The organism is Streptomyces sp. NPDC042346, from assembly GCF_055581845.1.
On record NZ_JBVJEH010000005.1, the window covers coordinates 12,847 to 30,765 of the forward strand.

The window sequence follows — 17,919 nt, forward strand, 5'->3', positions numbered from 1 at the left end:
TGCGGGTCCGGGTGGGGGCCGGGCCGTCGTAGAGGTGGCCGCCTGCGTCACGCCGTCAGGGGTGCTCGGCACGGATGATCACCAGCTCCTCGCGCTCGTCGCCATCGCACGCCAGGCCCTGCCTCCGCAGCCAGGTCCGCCGCGCACGCAGTACCGGCCCCCATGGGACGGAGGCCCGTGCGGTCACCCCGGCGGACAGCCCGCCCGCTTCCAGACGGGCAAGAGTGGCCGGTGGACCGCACATCCCGGAGTGCACCATCAGCAGGACCCCGCCGGGGCGCAGCAAGGCCGGCGCGCACGCGCAGACGCGGTCGATGACCGCCCGCCCGTCGGGGCCGGCGTCCCAGGCGCGGGCGGCCCCGTGCGACGGCGGGCGCGCTCGGGCCGAGGGCACGTAAGGCGGGTTGGTGAGGACGACGTCGAAGCGCCGGCCCTGGGCTCGGGTCTCGAAATCACCGTGCATCACTCTCAGTGGCAGTCGCTGCCGGAAGGCGTTCAGGCCGGCCGCGATGACCGCGGGCCACGAGACGTCGACGGCCTCGACCCGGGCCCCGGTACGCGCCGCGGACAGGGCGAGAGCACCTGTTCCGGTGCCGATGTCCAGGATGTCGCTGTCCGCGCCCATGGGTTCATGGGAGAGGGCTTCCGCGAGGAGCCAGGTGTCGGCCTGCGGGCGGTACACGCCGGGCAGGGCGATCAGCCGCCTGGGAAGCGGGTCGAAGGCCAGAGCCGTACTGGGCACCATGAACCTCCGGATCTCTGAGTTCGCGGAGAGGATCCCGTCGTCGGCGAGGGAACGCATGTCCGAGATCTCGCCCCCATTCCTGGCCCGCCGTTTCCGATGACCCGGAACGGGATTGTCTCCCGCTCGGCGACTGTGATGCGGGAGGGGCTCCTTCCAGTCGGAACACGCTCCATTGTGGCGCCGGGCCGCCTCGTCCGCCGCTCGACGCATCCGGGCTACTCGGCCACGGGACGGCGGGCTGCGGACTGCGCGAGAGGAAGAGGTTGTCGGTGACTCGTGAGAATGGGGGAAAAGTAATAAAGTGGCCATGCAGATGTTGTCCGGGGGCCGTTTTCGGCTCGGCCTCGGCTCGGGCGAGAACCTCAACGAGCACATCGTCGGCGCCGGCTGGCCCGCGGTCCCGGTGCGTCCGGGGATGCTCGAAGAGGCCGTCGGCATCATCCGTTCCTTGCCGGCGGGGGACACGGTCAGCCACGCGTCTGCTACGACACCGACCGCGACGCGGCGATCGCACGGGCACACGACCAGTTCCGCTGGTCCCTCGGTGGCTGGCAGGTGAACGCGGAACTCCCCGGGCCCGCCGGCTTCGAACAGGCCGGCACGCACATACGTCCCCAGGACGTAGCGGACGTCATTCCCTGCGGGGCAGACGTCCACGTGTTCGTCGACGCGGTACGTCCGTTCCGCGACGCGGGGTTCACCGAGATCGCACTCGTCCAAGTCGGCGGCGACCAGCAGGAGCCCTTCCTCCGCTGGGCACAGGCGGAGCTGCTCCCTGCTCTGCGGGAACTGTGAAGAGGGAAACCATGGACCGTGCCGTGCTTTTCGATGTCGACGGGACCCTTACCGACACCAACTACCTTCACGTGGTGGCATGGTGGGAGGCACTGCGCCAAGCCGGGCACCGGGTACCGATGCACTCCGTCCACCGGGCGATCGGCCTGCCCGGCGAGGACCTGCTCGATCACCTCCTGGGAGACGACCGCGACCCAGCGCAGGACGACCGACTGAGCGCCGCGCACCACACCCTGTACGCCACCTTCTTCGACCGCCTGCCCGCCCTGGCGTCGGCCGCCGACCTGATGCGCACGCTCGCCGGCAGCGGCTGGCGGGTCGTCCTCGTCACGTCGGCGAAGGACAGCGAACTCTCGGCCCTGTGCCGAGCCATCGACGCGGACGACGCCATCGCCGAAACCAGTACGTCCGATGACGTCGAGGAAGGCAAACCCGCACCGGAGCCAGTCCGGCACGCCCTCCGACTGGCCCAGGTGCCACCCGAGCGGGCCGTGTTCGTCGGCGACACCGTGTGGGACATGAAGGCGTCCACCCGCGCTCGTGTGACTGCCGTGGGCCTGCTCTGCGGCGGAATCCCGCGGGCCGACCTGGAAGAAGCCGGTGCCGCCGCCGTGTACCGCGATCCCGGCGATCTGCTGGCCCATCTCGCTGACAGCCCGCTCGCTGCCGTGTCGGCCAGAGCCGGGTGATCAGTGAGTGGGTGTTCCGACGCCCCCAGCGGTTGTTCATGGACGATCGGCCAGATGTTGCGGCGCTTGGCCTCTTCGTACAGTCCGCTTCGGACTCGATCCACGAGGCAGGTGGCCTCCCCTTCCTTGTGCTGCCAGGGCTGCCGCGTACTCGCGTCTGATGAGAACAGGACCGTGGCGACTGTGCGGCGGAGCGGAACCATCCGGTGGGCACTGAGGGGCGGCCATGGTTACTGTCCGTTCCCCCCGTCGGGAGGCGTCGGGAGCTTCCCCAGGTTTGACGGTCGGAATGCCGGTCAGAACCTATATGTACGGTTTTGTTCCTATGTTCCAGGGAGTGATCGCTCGTGTCGAGCAAGGAGAAGGGCCAGGCCAAGGCTGAGCAGGCCAAGGGCAAGCTCAAGGAGACGGCGGGCCGTGCGGTGGGCAATGAACGCATGACCGCCGAGGGGCGTGCCGAGAAGACGAAGGGGAACGCCCGCCAGGCCAAGGAGAAGATCAAGGACGTCTTCAAGGGCTGACCCGCCGACGGTGTGAGCCGTGGTCGAGGAGCCGCGGTGGGTGTCGAGCACGATGGGCCGGCGAAGAGCTGTCGCCCACGAACACCTCAGGGGCACCCATGTGAGACGGAGGTCTTCCCGCTCATGGCAAGGGCGAACGGCGGTGGCCGAATGAGAAGCGTGGGTGTGGAGGAAGAGCTGCTTCTCGTGCATGCCCGCAGTGGGGAGCCCCTCGCTCTGGCCGGTGCTGTCCTCGCGGCTGCGGACCGGTCGGTAGGTCGGCAGCCGCGAGGTGACGGCGCGCCAGGACACGCCCTCGAGAAGGAACTGCAGAAGGAACAAGTGGAGTTCGCCACCAAACCGGTGACGGAGATGGGTGAACTCGGGGATGAGGTCACCCGGTGCCGCGCCGAGGCCGGTCGGCACGCCGCATCCGCGGGCGCCCTCGTGGCGGCCCTCGCCACCTCGCCGCTGCCCGCCCAGCCCTCGCTGAACCCGGGCAAGCGATACGCGTGGCTGGGCGAACAGTTCGGCCTGACCGCGCAGGAACAACTCACCTGCGGCTGCCACGTCCACGTATCGGTCGAGTCGGACGAGGAAGGTGTCGCCGCACTGGACAGGATCCGGCCCTGGCTCTCCGTTCTGACCGCGATGAGCGCGAACTCGCCTTTCTGGCAGGGGCAGGACAGCAAGTACGCGAGTTATCGCAGCCGGGTGTGGAACAGGCTGCCCTCGGCCGGCCCGATGGACGTCTTCGGTTCCGCCGATCGCTACCACGAGCAGGTCCGTGCCATGCTCGACACCGGAGTCCTGCGCGACGAGGGGATGATCTACTTCGACGCCCGGCTGTCGGCCACCTACCCCACTGTGGAGGTCAGAGTGGCGGACGTGTGCCTCGAAGCGTCGACGCCCGTACTCCTCGCCTCCTTGGTCCGCGCCCTCGTCGAGACTGCCGCCAGGTCCTGGCGCGGAGGGGATCCGCCCTCCGGCGTCAGCACGGACCTGCTTCGGCTGGCGGCATGGCAGGCGGGTCGATCGGGCCTGGACGGCCCCCTCCTCCATCCCGGAACCATGCGAAAGGCGCCGGCGGCGGAGGTCGTCCAGGCGCTGTACGCCCATGTCCGAGAGGTCCTGGTCGAGTGCGGCGACGACGAACGGGTCCGCGGAGGCATCGCCGGTCTGCTGGAAGGGGGCAACGGGGCTCGCATCCAGCGCGAGCTCCTGCGCACTCATGGCAGTCTCACCTCGGTGGTCACCCACTGCGCGCGTATCACGAGCGACTCCCGAGCCTGATGCCAAGACCGACGAAGGAGGCGGGCGGGAAGAAGGCCCCGGCCACGGAGTCGGCTACGTGGAAGCCGGCGACGCTCCGGCGTCGGAAGTCCGCTTGACATGCGAGGAGAAGGACCATGGCAGCGAAACGGACCGTCTACCACGTCGCACCGTCCGGCGAGCGGGCAGCGGCTGCGGGTGTGAAGTGGCAGGTCGAGGGCAGGGAGGGCCGCCGGCTGATGCACGAGCCGCACCGGACCCAGAGGGACGCGATCGACTCCGCACGGCGGCATGCCAAGGAGCACACCCCCGCACAGGTCATCGTCCATGCCCGCGACGGGCACATCCGAACCGCCTACACCTACGGCGACGCTCCCATGACGTCCCCCGATGAACGCGGCCGCAGGGCAGGGGCGCGCGGGGGCCTCTTCTAGGGAGTGTCTTTCCGGTCATACTCAGGACGCCAGTTGATGGGACCCCGCGACTGAGGCGGGCGACGATGCGTGATGGTCGCTCGGCTTCCCCGCCCGTGGGGCTCATGTAGTCGCTTGCCCGACGTACCTGGCAGTTAGTCCGCAAATGCCGTGTCGATGCGTTGGTGAAAGTGGAAGCCCACCAGGCCGGGCAGCGGCGGGGTGGGGGTCCTCATCGGCGTAGGTTCGAGGGAGGCATCGAAGGGGACGGTGGGCATGTGTCGCTGGCTCGCGTACTCGGGTTCGCCCTTGCTGCTCGACGCCGTGCTCTACTGCCCCCGAGCACTCACTGTGTGGGCGGGCCCATGGCCGAGCAGGGGCGCCGCGCCTGCGAGCCCTCCAGGGAGAGTGCCAGGGCGCGGGGCTCGGCGAGGACGCGTCGTTGATCTCGGAGAGCGTCGTCGGGGATGGCTCGATCGCCTGGGAGTGCCTCTTCGGCTGCGGCGACGACGTCCTCTACTACCGGGTACAGGGCATGGTCGACCACCTGTTCACGTTCCCGGCGGTGCGGCGGCCCGGGCTGGTCACATACGTCCTCCCCGGGCGTGGACGAGGCGAGCTTCCGCGACGGGTTCCGGATCGCCGACGGCGACCGCATAGCCATCGACGTGAAGAGCCACGGCGTGGCCTTCGAGAACCAGGTGCGGTACGTCTCCCCGACCCCGTCCACCACCCGGCCGCAGCTCCGGCGCCCCTTGCCGCACATGGCACGGAGCCTGTCACCGCGGCATGAACACCTCGTGAAGCAGGGCCGGTCGAGCTGTGCAGACGCCGCCCGGCCTGTGCACGCTCTGAGAGCGACCAGCCCGTCCCGCAGCCCGACCTCGCAGGAGGAGACCGAGCCGTGCCCACCACTCGTAAGAAACAGGTGCACCTCGCAGCGCAGCTGCCTGGTGTCCACAACGTCACCGTTTGGTCGGACCCGCGCTCCGAGAGCCAGATCTCCATCGACTCCTTCATCCGGCTCGCGCAGACCGTCGAACGCGGCAAGTTCGACTTCTTCTTCCTGGCCGAAGGGCTGCGGCTGCGCGAGCACAAGGGGCACGTCTACGACCTGGACATCGCGGGGCGCCCGGAGAACCTGACCGTGCTCAGCACGCTGGCGGCCGTCACCACGCACCTCGGCCTCGCCGCCACGGTCAACGCCACCTTCAACGAGCCGTACGAGGTGGCGCGCAGGTTCGCCACACTGGACCGGCTCAGCGGCGGGCGTGCCGCATGGAACGTGGTGACCAGCTACGACGCCTTCACCGGCGAGAACTTCCGCCGGGGCGGCTTCCTGCCCGAGGCCGACCGCTACACCCGGGCCGCCGAGTTCCTCGGCACAGCGCGGCAGTTGTGGGACAGCTGGGCCGACGGCGACCTGCGGGCCGACGCCGCGACGGGAGAGTTCGCCACCGCCGGGGCCGGCCGCTTCGACCACCGGGGCCGACACTTCGACATATCCGGCCGGTTCACGACCCCGCCCGGCCCGCAGGGGCATCCGGTGATCATCCAGTCGGGGGAGTCCGACGCGGGCCGAGAGTTCGCCGCGTCCGACGCCGAGGTCATCTTCAGCAAGCACACCGAGCTCGACGCGGCCCGGGACTTCTACCGGGACGTGAAGCGGCGCCTCGCCACGTACGGCCGTGGTCCCGACGATCTGCTGATCCTCCCCACCGCCAACGCGGTCGTCGCCGACACCGACGAGGAAGCCGCCGCCTACGCCGCGGAGATCAGCCGTGAGCTGGTGAGCCCGCAGACCGCGATCGCCCACCTGGAGGCCGTCTGGGGCCGCGACCTGTCCGCGTACGACCCGGACGGGCCGCTGCCCGACATCGAGCCCGAGGACGACTCCCACCTCCTGAAGGGGCACTCCGTGTTCCGCAAGGGCAGGGGGGAGACGGCCAGGCGGTGGCGCAAGCTCGCCGAGGAGCGGAACCTGTCGATCCGGGAACTGGTGATCGAGGTCGGCGGCCGCCAGACCTTCGTCGGCAGCCCGCGTACGGTCGCCGACGCCATCGACCACTACGTCCAGACCGGGGGCGCCGACGGCTTCGTCCTCGTGCCCCACCTCACCCCCGGCGGCCTGGACGACTTCGTGGACCGGGTGGTGCCGCTGCTCCAGGAGAAGGGCGTCCACCGCGACGACTACACCGGCAGCACGCTCCGCGACCACCTGGGCCTCGCCGACGCGCCCCGCCCCGCCGCATGGGGCGGACCCGCCCCGCGCGACGAGAAGGAGACCTCCGCATGACGGGCACCACCGGAGCCACCGACCCGACCGGTATCCCCGGACCCCCGCTGCACCTCGCCGTCGCGCTCGACGGCGCCGGCTGGCACCCGGCGGCCTGGCGCGAGGAAAGCGCCCGGCCCGGCGAGCTGCTCACCGCCGCGTACTGGGCAGACCTGGTCACGGAGGCCGAGCGGGGTCTGCTCGACTTCGTCACCTTCGAGGACGCCCTCGGGCTTCAGTCCGCCGCCTTCCACCGGCCCGACGACCGTACCGATCAGGTCAGGGGCAGCTTGGACGCGGTGCTGCTCGCGGCCCACCTCGCCCCGCTCACCACCCGCATCGGCCTGATCCCGACCACGAACGTCACCCACACCGAGCCGTTCCACCTGGCCATCGGCATCGCCACGCTCGACCACGCCACCAAGGGCCGCGCCGGATGGCGCCCGCAGATATCGTCGCGCGCCGCCGACGCCGCCCACTTCGGCCGTCGCACCACCCCCCAGCTCACCGAGCAGGACGTGACCGACTCGGAGCTGATTGCCGGGCGGATGCGCGAACTGTTCGCGGAGGGCGCCGAGGTGGTGGAGGCGGCGCGGCGGCTCTGGGACAGCTGGGAGGACGATGCGGAGATACGGGACGCGGCGACAGGCCGTTTCCTCGACCGTGACAAGGTCCACCACATCGACTTCCAGGGCGCGAACTTCAGCGTGAAGGGACCTTCGATCACCCCGCGCCCCCCTCAGGGCCAGCCGCTGGTGGTGAGCCTCGCGCACGCCTCCACCCCGTTCGAGTTCGCCGCTCTCAGTTCCGACGTCGTCCACGTCACGCCGCACGACCGGGCGGATACGGTGGCGATCCTCGCCCAGGTCGACGAGGCCGTGCGGCGCACCGGCAGGGACGTGACGCAACGCCCACTGCGAACCTTCGCGGACCTTGTCGTCCTCCTGGACGACGAACCCGGCGCCGCCGCCCGGCGCAAGGCCCGCCTGGACGAGGTGGCCGGTGCCGAACTCGCCTCCGACGCAGAGATATTCACCGGCACGCCCGGCGAACTGGCCGACCTGCTGCTCGACTGGCGCTCGGCCGGTCTCGACGGCTTCCGCCTGCGGCCGGGCACCCTGCCGCACGACCTGACGGCGATCACCCGGGGCCTGGTCCCGGAGCTGCAACGGCGCGGTGTGTTCCGCACGGAGTACGAATCCACGACACTCCGCGGCCACTTGGGCCTCGCACGCCCTGCGAGCCGCTATGCGACGGCGGGTTGACGATCCCTCGCCGTGGGATGGACACCACACGCCAGTCCCGGGGTAAAGCTCAGTACGACCTCGACGGCCAGAAGCGGAACGGCAAGGCCAAGCGCAGCCCGGAGGTCCCTGCCGCCGGCCTCTGCGCGACGGGGAACCCGACGGGTCACAAGGGCCTCTTCCGCGGCGGCTCATGGAACCTGCTGGGCAAGCAGCTCACGGCCACCGTGGTGCTCGGCCTGTTCTCGTTCGTGGTGACCGCGCTGATCGTCAAGGTCAGCGAGGCCGCCATTCGTTGATCGCGTAGTGGCCCCACGTCAGGTTGGCCTGCGCCACGACGACGGAGAACGTGGTGCCGGTCGCCGCCGTGGGGAGTGTCAGGGTCCGGGATTCGACCGTGGAGGTGTTCGACGAGCAGCTCAGTGCCGTCGAGCCCAGGACCTGCGTCCATTCGCCGTCGAGATAGGCCTCGACCCGGACACGGGTCGGGCCCTCACCGATGCCCCAGGCTGTGGACAGCGTGATTGTCTTCACGGTCTGCGGCGCGCCCGGATCGACGAAGAGACCCGAGTTCACGCCGCTGTCCCGCGATGCCCACGAGGTGTCGGGGTCTCCGTCGGCGACATCGTTCAAGGTGCCCCCGAGGTGCCCAGCATGGTTGACACGGTCTGGGAGACGGAGTGCTGGACTGCGCCCAGGTCGGGGCGGCACACTTCGGCCTGCGGAGGGGCTTGTCGACGCCCCTGGTGCGTGGCGCCCTCGCTCCAGTTGTGCCCCTGGAGGTGGAACCTCTGAAGGTCACGGCCCACGCCGACTGCGGGACGCCTACCCGAAGGAGGGCAGCCCCCGGTACCGGATGATCGCCGACATGAGGCTCAGCCAGCTCGCCAAACTCCCCTTCGTCCCCATCGATTTCGACGACGTGGAAGCTCTCCTCGCGGTCGTCCGGCCCGAGCCCGCCGGGCCGCCACGCGACGCCTGACGCCTGGCGCCTGACGCCTGACGCGTGACGCGTGCGAGGCAGGGCCGGACAGATCGCCGACGGGAAGCACTCCGTGGCGGGTGGTCCTCTCGGGTGACCACCCGCCGCTGGCCGTCGACGGCGACTCCCGAACGGTTGCGCTTGCTGGTGGAGGCCGTCAGAGAGAGGCGCCAAGGTTTGGACTACCAAGCGGGCGGCCAACCGGCTGCCCGGCGCAGCCGACACGGGACGGCTTGCTCTTCGGGGTCCAGCATCGAGGAGGGGGCCGAAGCGGGGCTGCGTCATGCCCAGAGGCCGGCCCGAGAGGTGCTCGGCGAGGTAGCAGAGGACGAGGGCGGCTCGGTCGGTCGTCCATGGAGCCGGCCTGGTGTTGCAGCGCTGTTGGCCGGTGTTGAGACGATGCCCGGGCCCTGGTGCGCGAGTGGCGGCCGGGCAGGCTAGTTTGCTGGGATGAGTCTTCTTGATGATGTGGCCGAGCGCGACGGCTGGCGATGCTGGGTATGTGACGAACCGGTCGACCCCGACGAGTCGGTGAACGACCCGCGGGGGCCCAGTGTCGACAGCCGGACCGCTGACCGGAAGGCCAAGGTCGCCGAGCGGCTCGCGCACCGCGGGTGCAACAGCCGCAAGGGTGCGGTCAAGGTGGTCATCGCCTGGCCGGAGCGCCTGTACGTGGTCGAACCCGCGCCGCTGATCGCTGTTGCCGACAGGCTGGAGCGCAAGGGGGGCCGCGAGATGGTGGGCCGTTGTCCGACCAGGAAGGACGCCCAAGAGGTGGCGGATTGGCTGGTGGACCGGTTCTCCCGACTGCTGCCGGGGCTGCCGGTGACCGCCGGCATCGAGGCGGGCGGCGGCCAGTTCCTCGTCGTCCTGGCCACTGGCCGCCGCTGATCGCGGATCACCTTCAGCCCAGGACGGGCGACGCCGGGGCGCAGTAGCCGGAGAAGGCGAACGGTCCTGCGATTGCCCCGCTACCTTCCTTGAAGGCGGGTTGTCGGTCGCTCACCTGGGCACTCTCGAAGGCGCATCGGCCGGCTCCGGGGAGCGGGCCGTCCCCACGGTGACCACCGGTGTGCGTCCTGCGCGCCGCGTGGCACCGCCCCCCCCCGACCGTGAACACAGCGTTTCCGGCCGAGTGCCGAGTGCCGAGTGCCGAGTACCGAGCTCGTCAGCGGTCAGGGCACGTTCAGTGGCCGGCCGGGAGGACGAGACCGGTGTCGAAGGCGAAGACGGCCGCTTGGGTGCGGTCACGCAGCCCCAGCTTGACCAGGATGCGGCTCACATGGGTTTTGACGGTCTGTTCGGCCACGACGAGACAGGTCGCTATCTCCGCGTTGGACAGGCCCTGGGCGACGAGGGTCAGGACCTCGGTCTCCCGCTCCGTCAGCACGCCGACGCGGTCCTTCAGGGGGCTGCGCGGGGTGGCACTGAGCCGAGAGAACTCCGTGATCAGACGTTTGGTGAGGTCCGGGGCGAGCAGCGCGTCGCCGCGCGCCACCACCCGTACCGCCTCGGCAAGTTCGTCGGCGGAGGCGTCCTTCAGCAGGAATCCCGAGGCGCCGGCCCGCAGGGCCTCGTAGACGTACTCGTCGAGGTCGAAGGTGGTCAGGACGAGGACCTTCACGGTGGAGCCGGCGGCCGCGGTGAGGACGCGGGTGGCCTCGATGCCGCCGGTGCCGGGCATGCGGATGTCCATCAGGACGACGTCGGGCGAGAGTTCCGCGACCTTGGTCACCGCGTCGGCACCGTCCACCGCCTGACCGACGACCTCGATGCCGGGTTCGGCGTTGAGCAGCACAGTGAACCCCTGTCTGACCATCATCTGGTCGTCCGCGATGAGGACGCGGATGGTGCCGCTGGTCATGTGCCGTCCTTGGGGGTGTCGAGGGGCAGGGTGGCGGCCACCTCGTAGCCGCCGTCCGGGGTCGGACCGGCGACCAGGTCGCCGCCCAGCATGGCGGTGCGTTCCCGCATGCCGAGCAGGCCGTGGCCGAGTCCCGGCGAGAGCGGGAGGGTGGCGGGGTCTACGGGGCGCGTGGCCGGGGCGTTGGCGATCCGGAGGGTGAGTCCGGTGGTCAGGTAGCCGGTCTCCACCCGCACCGGGGCTCCCGGCGCGTGCCGCATCGCGTTGCTGAGCGCCTCCTGGACGATGCGGTACGCGGACAGCTCGACGCCGGGCGAGAGCCGGCGGCGTTCTCCGCTGGTGGCGGTGTCGACGGACAGGCCGGCGGCACGGACGTTGTCGAGCAGGTCGTCGAGCCGGTCCAGGGTGGGTTGCGGGGCGTGCCGTACGGAGTCGGACGCCGTGTCCTCCGCGCGCAGGACGCCGAGGACGCGGCGCAGTTCGGTCAGCGCCTCGACGGCGTTCTGGCGGATGCCCGCCAGGTTCTCCCGCAGTTCCTCGGAGGGGTTCTCGACGAGGTGCGGGGCCACCTGCGCCTGGATGGAGATCACGGACATGTGGTGGGCGACGACGTCGTGGAGCTCGCGGGCGATGCGTCCGCGCTCCTCCAGGACGGTGCGCATGGCCCGCTCCTCGGCGGTGAGGACTTCCTGTTCGAGAAGTTTGTTCCGGGCCACCCGGCTCAGTCGGAGGGAGGCGCCGACGACCGCCGCGATCGCGAAGGCGAGCGTGCCGCCGGCCACGTCCTCGTTGTGCACGATGCCCGAGGGCACGGCCGTGCTGCCCAGTCCGGAGAGCACGGTGAGCAGGAGCGTGGCGGCGGTGACGAGAGGGGGGACGCGCAGCGCGAGGAGCAGCACCACGAAGGTGTGCATGACGATGCCCCAGATGCTCCAGGGCCAGAGCAGGTCGGGGCCGACGGTCGCGTCGGTGATCTCGGCGGTCAGGACCAGGCTGAGCGTGGACAGCCACCAGGCCGGCACCGGTCGGCTCAGGGCGAGGACGAGGGAGGCGGCCTGGAGGACGACGAGGAGTTCGACCGGGGCGGTGAGGACGGTCATCGCCTCGCCGTACTCGGCCATCTTGGCCGCGCCCGCGAAGACGGCGAGCAGCACGAGGTGTCCGTGCGGCAGCCAGCCGAACCAGGTCTGGCGGGGCAGTGGGTCGCGGGCCGTCGTCCACAGGTCGCGGCGCAGCGTGCTCGGCGCCCTGCGCAGGGCGGCGCCCAGCACGCGCCCATAACTGTCCCCCACCCGTTCCCCCTTGTCGATCACGTTCACCCTATGCACTCCGTACCTGAGTTCGAGCGGCGGGTGGCCGCGCCCGGGGCGGACGGCGTCCGCCCGCTTCGTACGTACGGAAGACGGCGACGCACGCGAGCAGCGCGAGCCCGAACACGGGCAGCCAGGCGAGCCGGGCGAGGATCCAGTCGTATCCGTCGGGGAGGGTGTGCAGACCGGTCAGCGGGCCGTGCCCGGTCAGTCCGCCGGCGAGGAGGCCCAGCATCGTGACGGCCATCATCGCGGTCTGGTGCCACAGGAAGACCGTCATGGCAGTGAGGTTGAGGAGGGCCACGGCCGCCCAGGCGGCCGGCCGGCTCAGGGCCCGGCGCAGCGGGCCGACGAGCAGGAACGCCGCTCCGCATTGGGCGATGCCGAAGGTGACGGCGGCGAGCGTGGGCGGGTTGAGGTTGGAGACGGCCGCGCCGGGCACGCCGACCATGGACGCCGGATAGCCGGCGAGGGCGACGAGCAGCACGGTGGCCGGCGCGCCCGTGATCAGCAGGGTCCACCCGACGGGCCGTTCCCTGATGCCGTGGCGGGCCCACAGGGCGCCCAGGCAGTACGGAACGAGCCAGCCGGCCGCCACGTTCGTCCAGCCGAGCCAGTCGGGTCCGCCGAAGCCGAAGCGGATCACGTCGACGTGCAGGACGACGGCGAGCGGCCACAGCGGGTGCACCTTGGCGACCAGCGGGGTCGCTGCCGTGAGGGCGGCGAAGACCAGCAGGAACCAGAGCGGGGAGAGGACGAGCTTTCCGAGCGTGTGCACGGTCTGCCAGGGCACCCCGCCCAGGGTCATCGCGAGCGCCGTGGCGGCCCACACGGCGATGACGACGGCCACGGGCCGGAACAGCCGGCCGAGGCGCGTGGTCAGCCAGTCGCGGTAGGACGTGCCCTGGGCGAGGGCGGAGGTGTGGCTTGTGGCGGCGACCCGTCCGCCGACCAGGAAGAAGACGGCCAGCGTCTGGAACACCCAGGAGACCGGGGTGAATTCGGGCAGCCGGCTCAGAGGGCTGACGGCCCGCAAGGTGCCGCTGTCGGTGGTCAGGGCCGTGACGAGCCAGTGTCCGAAGACCACGCCGAGGATGGCGAGGGCGCGCAGGGCGTCGAGGGCGCGGTCGCGGCCGGGCGGGGTGGCGGCGTCGATCCGGCAGGCGAGGTCACGCATCGGCCGGATCCCGTCCCGCGACGATCCGGGCCATGTTCCGCAGGGGTACGGAGCCGCGGCGGAGATAGTCGCTGTGGCCGCCGGCGCCGGCGTCGAAGACCCGGGCGCCGAATTCCGGGGCGACGGGGTCGGTGCCGAAGCCGAGTTCCCCGAACACCAGGGAGACGCGGACGTGGGGGACATGGGCGATCCAGTCGTCCGTGGCGCGGCCGGCCCAGACGGTGCCCGTGGTGCCGAGGTCGGCGGCGCGGTCGGCGCGGGTGCCGGGGCTGCCGTAGAGCACGAGGCCGGCGACGGGGAGGCGGTCCGCGGCCTCGGCGCAGACGACGGAGCCGTACGAGTGGCACAGCAGCGTCAGACGCGCCCGCGGTGCGGCGGCGGCCAGTTCACGGACGAAGGAGGCGAGGAGCGGGGCGGCCTCCTGGGCGCGACCGGGGGTTGTCGCGGCGGCGCTGAGAGTGGCGGGGGTCCGGTAGCCGAGCCAGGCCAGGACGGCCGTCCCGCGGCCCAGTTCGCGCTGCAGCTCGGCGGCGCCGGACCGGAAGCGGTGGCTGTCGAGCCGGGTGTCCGAGCCGGGTACGAGGACTGCTATCCGGGTGGCGCCGACGAGGTCGCCGAACACCTCGACGCTGCGGCCGCCGTCTCGGCCGTCGAAGGAGAGGAGCCGGTGGTCCTCCCCGGCCATGGCCCGCAGGGTGGCGGCGCGTCCGTGGTCGCCGTGGGCGTCGGCCATGGCCTCGGCGGCCCGGACGGCGGAGCGGTTGGCGGCGTACCGCGCGGCGAGTTCGCCGGGCAGGGCGAGCGAGAGGGGAGCGAGCGGGGCGGGGACGGGCGCGGGCACGGCGGCCGGGCCGACCGCACCGACGGTGGGCACCGCCACCGAGGCGGCGACGAGGGCGGCGAGCAGGGTGCGGCGCAGGCGACGGCTGCGCGGGCGGGACGCCATGGAGTGGTCCTTCCGTACCGGGTGGTTCTCGATTCCGGTGCCGAACCTATGGATCACGCCGGGTAGCTGACGTCCCACCAGGGGGGACACTTGCCACGTAGCTCTGGAGTACTACGGGTACGGGTACGGGTACGGGTACGGGGGCGGGGGCGCCGCGGGGGCCTGGACCGCCACCACGCTGGATTCACCGCCACAGGACATCGACCGGGCCACCGAGAGCCGGTGGAAGAGAGGAACCACGTCAGCACCGTGCGGCAGAGCCCGTACCAGCCGGATTCGGCACCCGTGCGGTCCGGGCCGTCCGCAGGTATGGACTCGGCGGCAGCCCCCGCACTTATGGTTCGGCCCCCTGGCCGGCGGCCCTTCCTCCGGCTCTCTACGCAGGCGCCCAACGCCGCAAGCAAGAGGAGGCCACGTGATCCGCCGGCCAGGCCCTAGAGGGCGGGGCCGAAGCGGCGTCCATGTTCCGGTGGTCCTGCCCCCTCCCAGGGGCCGCTCAAGGAGCCCGGTCCCTGGGAGGCGGCGTCAGGGAGTTACAGGATCTCGATGGACCTGACCTGCGGCGGCCGGTTCGGGAACGTGATGTCCGTCCAGCGGTTGATACGTACGGAGTCGCCGTTGACGTCGTAGTAGATCAAGTCGTTGTTGCCCGTGGAAATCTTGTCGACCCACCAGCCGCCGAAGTCGGTCCGTCCCCTGTTCGCGTAGCAGTCCACGCTCTGCCGGCCGCCGCTGTGGGACCAGATCTTCAGGAAGTTCTCGCCGCCCCGGCACTCGACGTGATCGATGGCGTAGGCGTTGCCGGGAATGGCCATGGTCAGGGATGCCGCCGCGATGAACGACGCGGCAGCCGAACGAACGAACCTTGTCGACCTCAAGAGCACGATCTCTCCATTCAAGGGAATCGACCGGGAAGGCGCCCCGCACCGCAGGTACGCCGAACAACCACACCGCGACACCCAGGCAAAGACGTTCGCGGTTGCACACCGAGGTTGCTATGCGGTCGGTGCGCCATGCAATCAACTTGGCCGCGCGCGACCGAAATTCGAACCACGATGTCCCGATTTACGGCCATGGGGTGCAGTTGAAACATTGCGCATGGGTATCTCCGGGCCCGGCACCAGGGAGGGAGCTGCGGCGGCCGAAGGCCTGCGAGGGGCCCGGACAGGGGCTGCCGCACTGCCCCTGTCGGAGGGGAACCGGCCCCGGCGCTTCCGCGCCCGGGCCGGTTCCCCGGACGGGTCACCAGCGGCGGCGCGGCGGAACCGGGTTGAGCTTGGCGGTGAGTGCCGAGAGGAAGGACGGGAGCTTGTCGACCATGGCTTTGGGGACCGGGGTGGACTGGACGGTGTCTCGCCTCACGTCCTGGACGACGAGGGAGTAGGTGCCGTTCTCCTCGACGAGTTCGGCGGCGAAGAGCAGTGTCTGCGTGGAGGTTTCCATCAGAGCTCCTGGGCATGGGTGTCGTCGAGCCAGGCGGTCCAGGCCTTGGTGGCCTGCTCCTCGTCGGTGTCCTCGGCGAACAGGTGGTGGCCGAGCCAGATCGGCACGTTCCAGGTGCTGCCGTTGAAGAACCGGTAGAGGGCGTCCGGGCCCCGCAGGCCGACGAAGTCGACGCTGAGCCAGTCGACGACCACCTCCACGGGGTCAGGGTCCGGGCCGGGGGCGAGGAGCGTGAACCGGTCGCCGACGGCCGCGTCGTCGGCGAGTCCGAGGCGTCGGCGCAGTGCGGCGAAGTCCGCCGGGTCGGCGGTGGGTTCGGGGCGCTGAGACCTGACGTAGACGGCGGGGCGGCCGGCGAAGTGCCGGAGGTACTCGGCGAGGGCGTGCTGGTGGAAGTCGACGTACTTCTCGGCCACGTCCGTCTTGGCGTCCCAGTTCCAGGCGTCGTCGACGATCCCCGTGTGGACCCAGTGGATTCCCATCCGCAGGTGGCTCGTGTCGCCGTCGGCCGGCGTGATGCGGTAGCTGAGCGTGTTGGAGAACCCGCCCTCCTGGGTCGCCCGTAGGGCGAGATGGTGCGGCGGCTCCCACGCCACGACGGTGGCGTCTCCCCGGGTGGCCTTTCCGCCGACGCGCGGCTCGATCTCCATCGGATAGAGCCAGCCGAGGTTGCCGGGGCCGGTGGCGACCGCGTCCCAGACCTGGTCGGGTGGGACGGGTAGGTCCTGCTCCCGGCAGACCTCGAACTCTCGGGCCATGGTCGGTTCTCCTTCGTCGTCGTTCAGGTGTCAGTAGGCGAGCGGAAGGGCGGTCAGCCGCCGCTGCAGCGGGTTGTCCCGCCAGTCCAGTGCCGCCCCGTCGGCCAGCCGCAGTTCGGGGAGCCTGCGCACCAGCGTGCCGACGGCCACCTCCGCCTGGAGCTTGGCCAGCGGGCCGCCGAGGCAGAAGTGCGGTCCGTGACCGAAGCTCAGGTGCCGGTTGGCGGGGCGGGACAGGACGAGCCGGTCGGGGTCCTCGAAGCGCTCGGGATCGCGGTTGGTCGCGCCGAGGAACAGGTAGACCAGCTCGCCCTCCCGCAGCGTCCGTCCGCCGATCTCCAGGTCCTGCGCGACGACCCGGACGATCGCCTGGGTGACCGTGTCGTAGCGGGCCAGTTCCTCGACGGCGCCGCGGATCAGGCCCGGGTCCGCGCGCAGCCGGGCCAGTTGGTCCGGGTGGCGCAGCAGGGCCAGCATGCCGTTGCCGATCAGGTGGGTGGTGGTCTCGTCGCCGGCGGTGATCAGGACGAAGCAGGTGGACAGCAGTTCGGAGTCGGTGAGCCGGTCGTCCTGTGCCTGGGTGGCGACCAGGGCGCTGATCAGGTCGTCGCCCGGGTCACGCCGGCGCTGCCGGATGAGCCCGGACAGGTACTCCTCGTACTGGTCGATCGCCGCCTCGGACTTGTCGATGTCCTCGCTGATCCGGCCGAAGCGGCGGAACCAGCTCTTGACCTGCGGTCGGTCCTCGTCCGGGATGCCGAAGAGCTCGCAGACGACGGACATCGGCAGCGGAGAGGCGACCGCCTCGATCAGGTCCATGGTCGTTCCGGCGGCGACCGCCTCGTCGATGAGCTGGTCGACGATCCGCTGGACGCCGTCGCGCAGGGCCTCCACCCGCCGGGCGGTGAAGGCTCTGCTGGCCAGTTTGCGCAGCCGGGCGTGGTCCGGCGGGTCGGTGTTGGTCATCACCCGGCCGAGTCGCTCGGTGAGCCGGCTGAAGGCCTTGAGGTCGCCGCCGAGCGCGCTGTAGGCGCGGGTCATCCGGTCCCGGTCGTTGGACAGCCGCAGGTCGCCCAGCGCCGCCTCGACATCGGCGTACCGGGTGAGGTACCAGATGCCCTGGGGGCTGCGGTGGACCGGGTCCTCGCGTCGCATGCGGGCATAGAACGGGTACGGGTCCCGCCGGGCCCCGGGGGTGAGCAGGGCCGCGGCGAGGTCGTCGGGCCGAGCGGGGCCCGCGGTGTCGCGGGCCCCGTCCAGTGTTTCGGTGGAGGTCACGTCGGCCGCGTTACCGCTGGGCGTTCATGGCGTCGGCGAGGCTCTTGGGCCGCATGTCGGTCCAGGACTGCTCGACGTGTTCCAGGCAGGCGGCGTGGGAGTCGGGGCCGTGGGCGACGGTCCAGCCGGGCGGGACGTCCGCGAACTCCGGCCAGAGCGAGTGCTGGTTCTCGTCGTTGACGAGGACGAGGAAGGTGCCGTCCTGGTCGTCGAAGGGGTTGGTCATGG

At 71.0% G+C, this 17,919-nt stretch carries 19 protein-coding genes and 1 pseudogene; 9 read left to right on the forward strand and 11 right to left on the reverse strand.

Translation table 11 applies throughout. From position 1 onward, the window contains the following. Positions 1–55: 55 nt before the first annotated feature. Positions 56–745: a HemK2/MTQ2 family protein methyltransferase gene (locus ACZ6K0_RS21770; RefSeq protein WP_376403938.1), complete on the reverse strand. Its 690-nt coding sequence runs from the start codon at positions 743–745 to the stop codon at positions 56–58. 307 nt (positions 746–1,052) lie between these two features. On the opposite strand from ACZ6K0_RS21770, the pseudogene ACZ6K0_RS21775 reads away from it, so the two are divergent. From ACZ6K0_RS21775 to ACZ6K0_RS21810, 8 genes and pseudogenes are all read left to right on the forward strand, one after another. After that, positions 1,053–1,540 (forward strand): annotated as a pseudogene (locus ACZ6K0_RS21775) (LLM class oxidoreductase); the annotation flags it as partial. Between the two features lie 11 nt (positions 1,541–1,551). Beyond that, the gene (locus ACZ6K0_RS21780; RefSeq protein WP_469229705.1) at positions 1,552–2,229 is read left to right on the forward strand and encodes an HAD family hydrolase; all 678 of its coding nucleotides are present in this window, start codon (positions 1,552–1,554) and stop codon (positions 2,227–2,229) included. A 347-nt stretch (positions 2,230–2,576) separates the two neighbouring features. Continuing rightward, positions 2,577–2,750 carry a CsbD family protein gene (locus ACZ6K0_RS21785; RefSeq protein ID WP_376403881.1) on the forward strand — a complete coding sequence of 58 codons (174 nt, stop codon included), beginning with the start codon at positions 2,577–2,579 and terminating at the stop codon, positions 2,748–2,750. Between the two features lie 150 nt (positions 2,751–2,900). Then, the gene (locus ACZ6K0_RS21790; protein ID WP_376403879.1) at positions 2,901–4,022 is read left to right on the forward strand and encodes a glutamate--cysteine ligase; all 1,122 of its coding nucleotides are present in this window, start codon (positions 2,901–2,903) and stop codon (positions 4,020–4,022) included. Positions 4,023–4,138: 116 nt separating this feature from the next. After that, positions 4,139–4,435, forward strand: a complete 297-nt coding sequence (locus tag ACZ6K0_RS21795) for a DUF2188 domain-containing protein (RefSeq protein WP_266902347.1) — start codon at positions 4,139–4,141, stop codon at positions 4,433–4,435. An 883-nt stretch (positions 4,436–5,318) separates the two neighbouring features. After that, the gene (locus tag ACZ6K0_RS21800; protein ID WP_469229707.1) at positions 5,319–6,710 is read left to right on the forward strand and encodes an NtaA/DmoA family FMN-dependent monooxygenase; all 1,392 of its coding nucleotides are present in this window, start codon (positions 5,319–5,321) and stop codon (positions 6,708–6,710) included. Then, complete coding sequence (locus tag ACZ6K0_RS21805; protein WP_469229708.1) at positions 6,707–7,954, forward strand: LLM class flavin-dependent oxidoreductase; 1,248 nt, start codon at positions 6,707–6,709, stop codon at positions 7,952–7,954. The genes ACZ6K0_RS21800 and ACZ6K0_RS21805 overlap by 4 nt, the downstream gene beginning before the upstream one ends. Before the next feature lie 17 nt (positions 7,955–7,971). Continuing rightward, complete coding sequence (locus ACZ6K0_RS21810; protein ID WP_469229709.1) at positions 7,972–8,232, forward strand: hypothetical protein; 261 nt, start codon at positions 7,972–7,974, stop codon at positions 8,230–8,232. Here the strand turns inward: ACZ6K0_RS21810 and ACZ6K0_RS21815 are convergent. Then, a complete protein-coding gene (locus ACZ6K0_RS21815) occupies positions 8,210–8,566 on the reverse strand; it encodes a discoidin domain-containing protein (protein WP_469229710.1) in 357 nt (118 codons plus the stop codon). The genes ACZ6K0_RS21810 and ACZ6K0_RS21815 overlap by 23 nt on opposite strands. A 799-nt stretch (positions 8,567–9,365) precedes the next feature. Here ACZ6K0_RS21815 and ACZ6K0_RS21820 point away from each other — a divergent pair. Continuing rightward, the gene (locus ACZ6K0_RS21820) at positions 9,366–9,806 is read left to right on the forward strand and encodes a hypothetical protein (protein ID WP_469229711.1); all 441 of its coding nucleotides are present in this window, start codon (positions 9,366–9,368) and stop codon (positions 9,804–9,806) included. Between the two features lie 295 nt (positions 9,807–10,101). Here the strand turns inward: ACZ6K0_RS21820 and ACZ6K0_RS21825 are convergent, their stop codons facing one another. The 9 genes from ACZ6K0_RS21825 to ACZ6K0_RS21865 all read right to left on the reverse strand — a co-directional run bounded on the left by ACZ6K0_RS21825 (position 10,102) and on the right by ACZ6K0_RS21865 (position 17,917). Beyond that, a complete protein-coding gene (locus tag ACZ6K0_RS21825; protein ID WP_469229712.1) occupies positions 10,102–10,779 on the reverse strand; it encodes a response regulator in 678 nt (225 codons plus the stop codon). After that, on the reverse strand, positions 10,776–12,098 hold the full coding sequence (locus tag ACZ6K0_RS21830; protein ID WP_469229713.1) for a sensor histidine kinase: 1,323 nt from the start codon (positions 12,096–12,098) through the stop codon (positions 10,776–10,778). Before ACZ6K0_RS21830 ends, ACZ6K0_RS21825 begins: the two co-directional genes overlap by 4 nt. 1 nt (position 12,099) lies before the next feature. Beyond that, positions 12,100–13,266, reverse strand: a complete 1,167-nt coding sequence (locus tag ACZ6K0_RS21835; protein ID WP_469229714.1) for an acyltransferase family protein — start codon at positions 13,264–13,266, stop codon at positions 12,100–12,102. Further along, positions 13,259–14,212 (reverse strand): alpha/beta hydrolase, encoded by a 954-nt coding sequence (locus tag ACZ6K0_RS21840; protein WP_469229715.1) that lies wholly within the window; start codon positions 14,210–14,212, stop codon positions 13,259–13,261. The genes ACZ6K0_RS21835 and ACZ6K0_RS21840 overlap by 8 nt, the downstream gene beginning before the upstream one ends. Before the next feature lie 533 nt (positions 14,213–14,745). Then, on the reverse strand, positions 14,746–15,027 hold the full coding sequence (locus tag ACZ6K0_RS21845; protein WP_376403860.1) for a beta/gamma crystallin domain-containing protein: 282 nt from the start codon (positions 15,025–15,027) through the stop codon (positions 14,746–14,748). Between the two features lie 427 nt (positions 15,028–15,454). Further along, positions 15,455–15,655, reverse strand: a complete 201-nt coding sequence (locus tag ACZ6K0_RS21850; protein ID WP_376403858.1) for a hypothetical protein — start codon at positions 15,653–15,655, stop codon at positions 15,455–15,457. Beyond that, entirely contained in the window at positions 15,655–16,413 is a 759-nt protein-coding gene (locus tag ACZ6K0_RS21855; protein WP_469229716.1) for an SRPBCC family protein, read from the reverse strand. The genes ACZ6K0_RS21850 and ACZ6K0_RS21855 overlap by 1 nt, the downstream gene beginning before the upstream one ends. A gap of 30 nt (positions 16,414–16,443) precedes the next feature. Beyond that, on the reverse strand, positions 16,444–17,691 hold the full coding sequence (locus tag ACZ6K0_RS21860; RefSeq protein ID WP_469229717.1) for a cytochrome P450: 1,248 nt from the start codon (positions 17,689–17,691) through the stop codon (positions 16,444–16,446). 10 nt (positions 17,692–17,701) lie between these two features. Beyond that, the gene (locus tag ACZ6K0_RS21865; RefSeq protein ID WP_376403852.1) at positions 17,702–17,917 is read right to left on the reverse strand and encodes an MbtH family protein; all 216 of its coding nucleotides are present in this window, start codon (positions 17,915–17,917) and stop codon (positions 17,702–17,704) included. Positions 17,918–17,919: the final 2 nt, after the last annotated feature.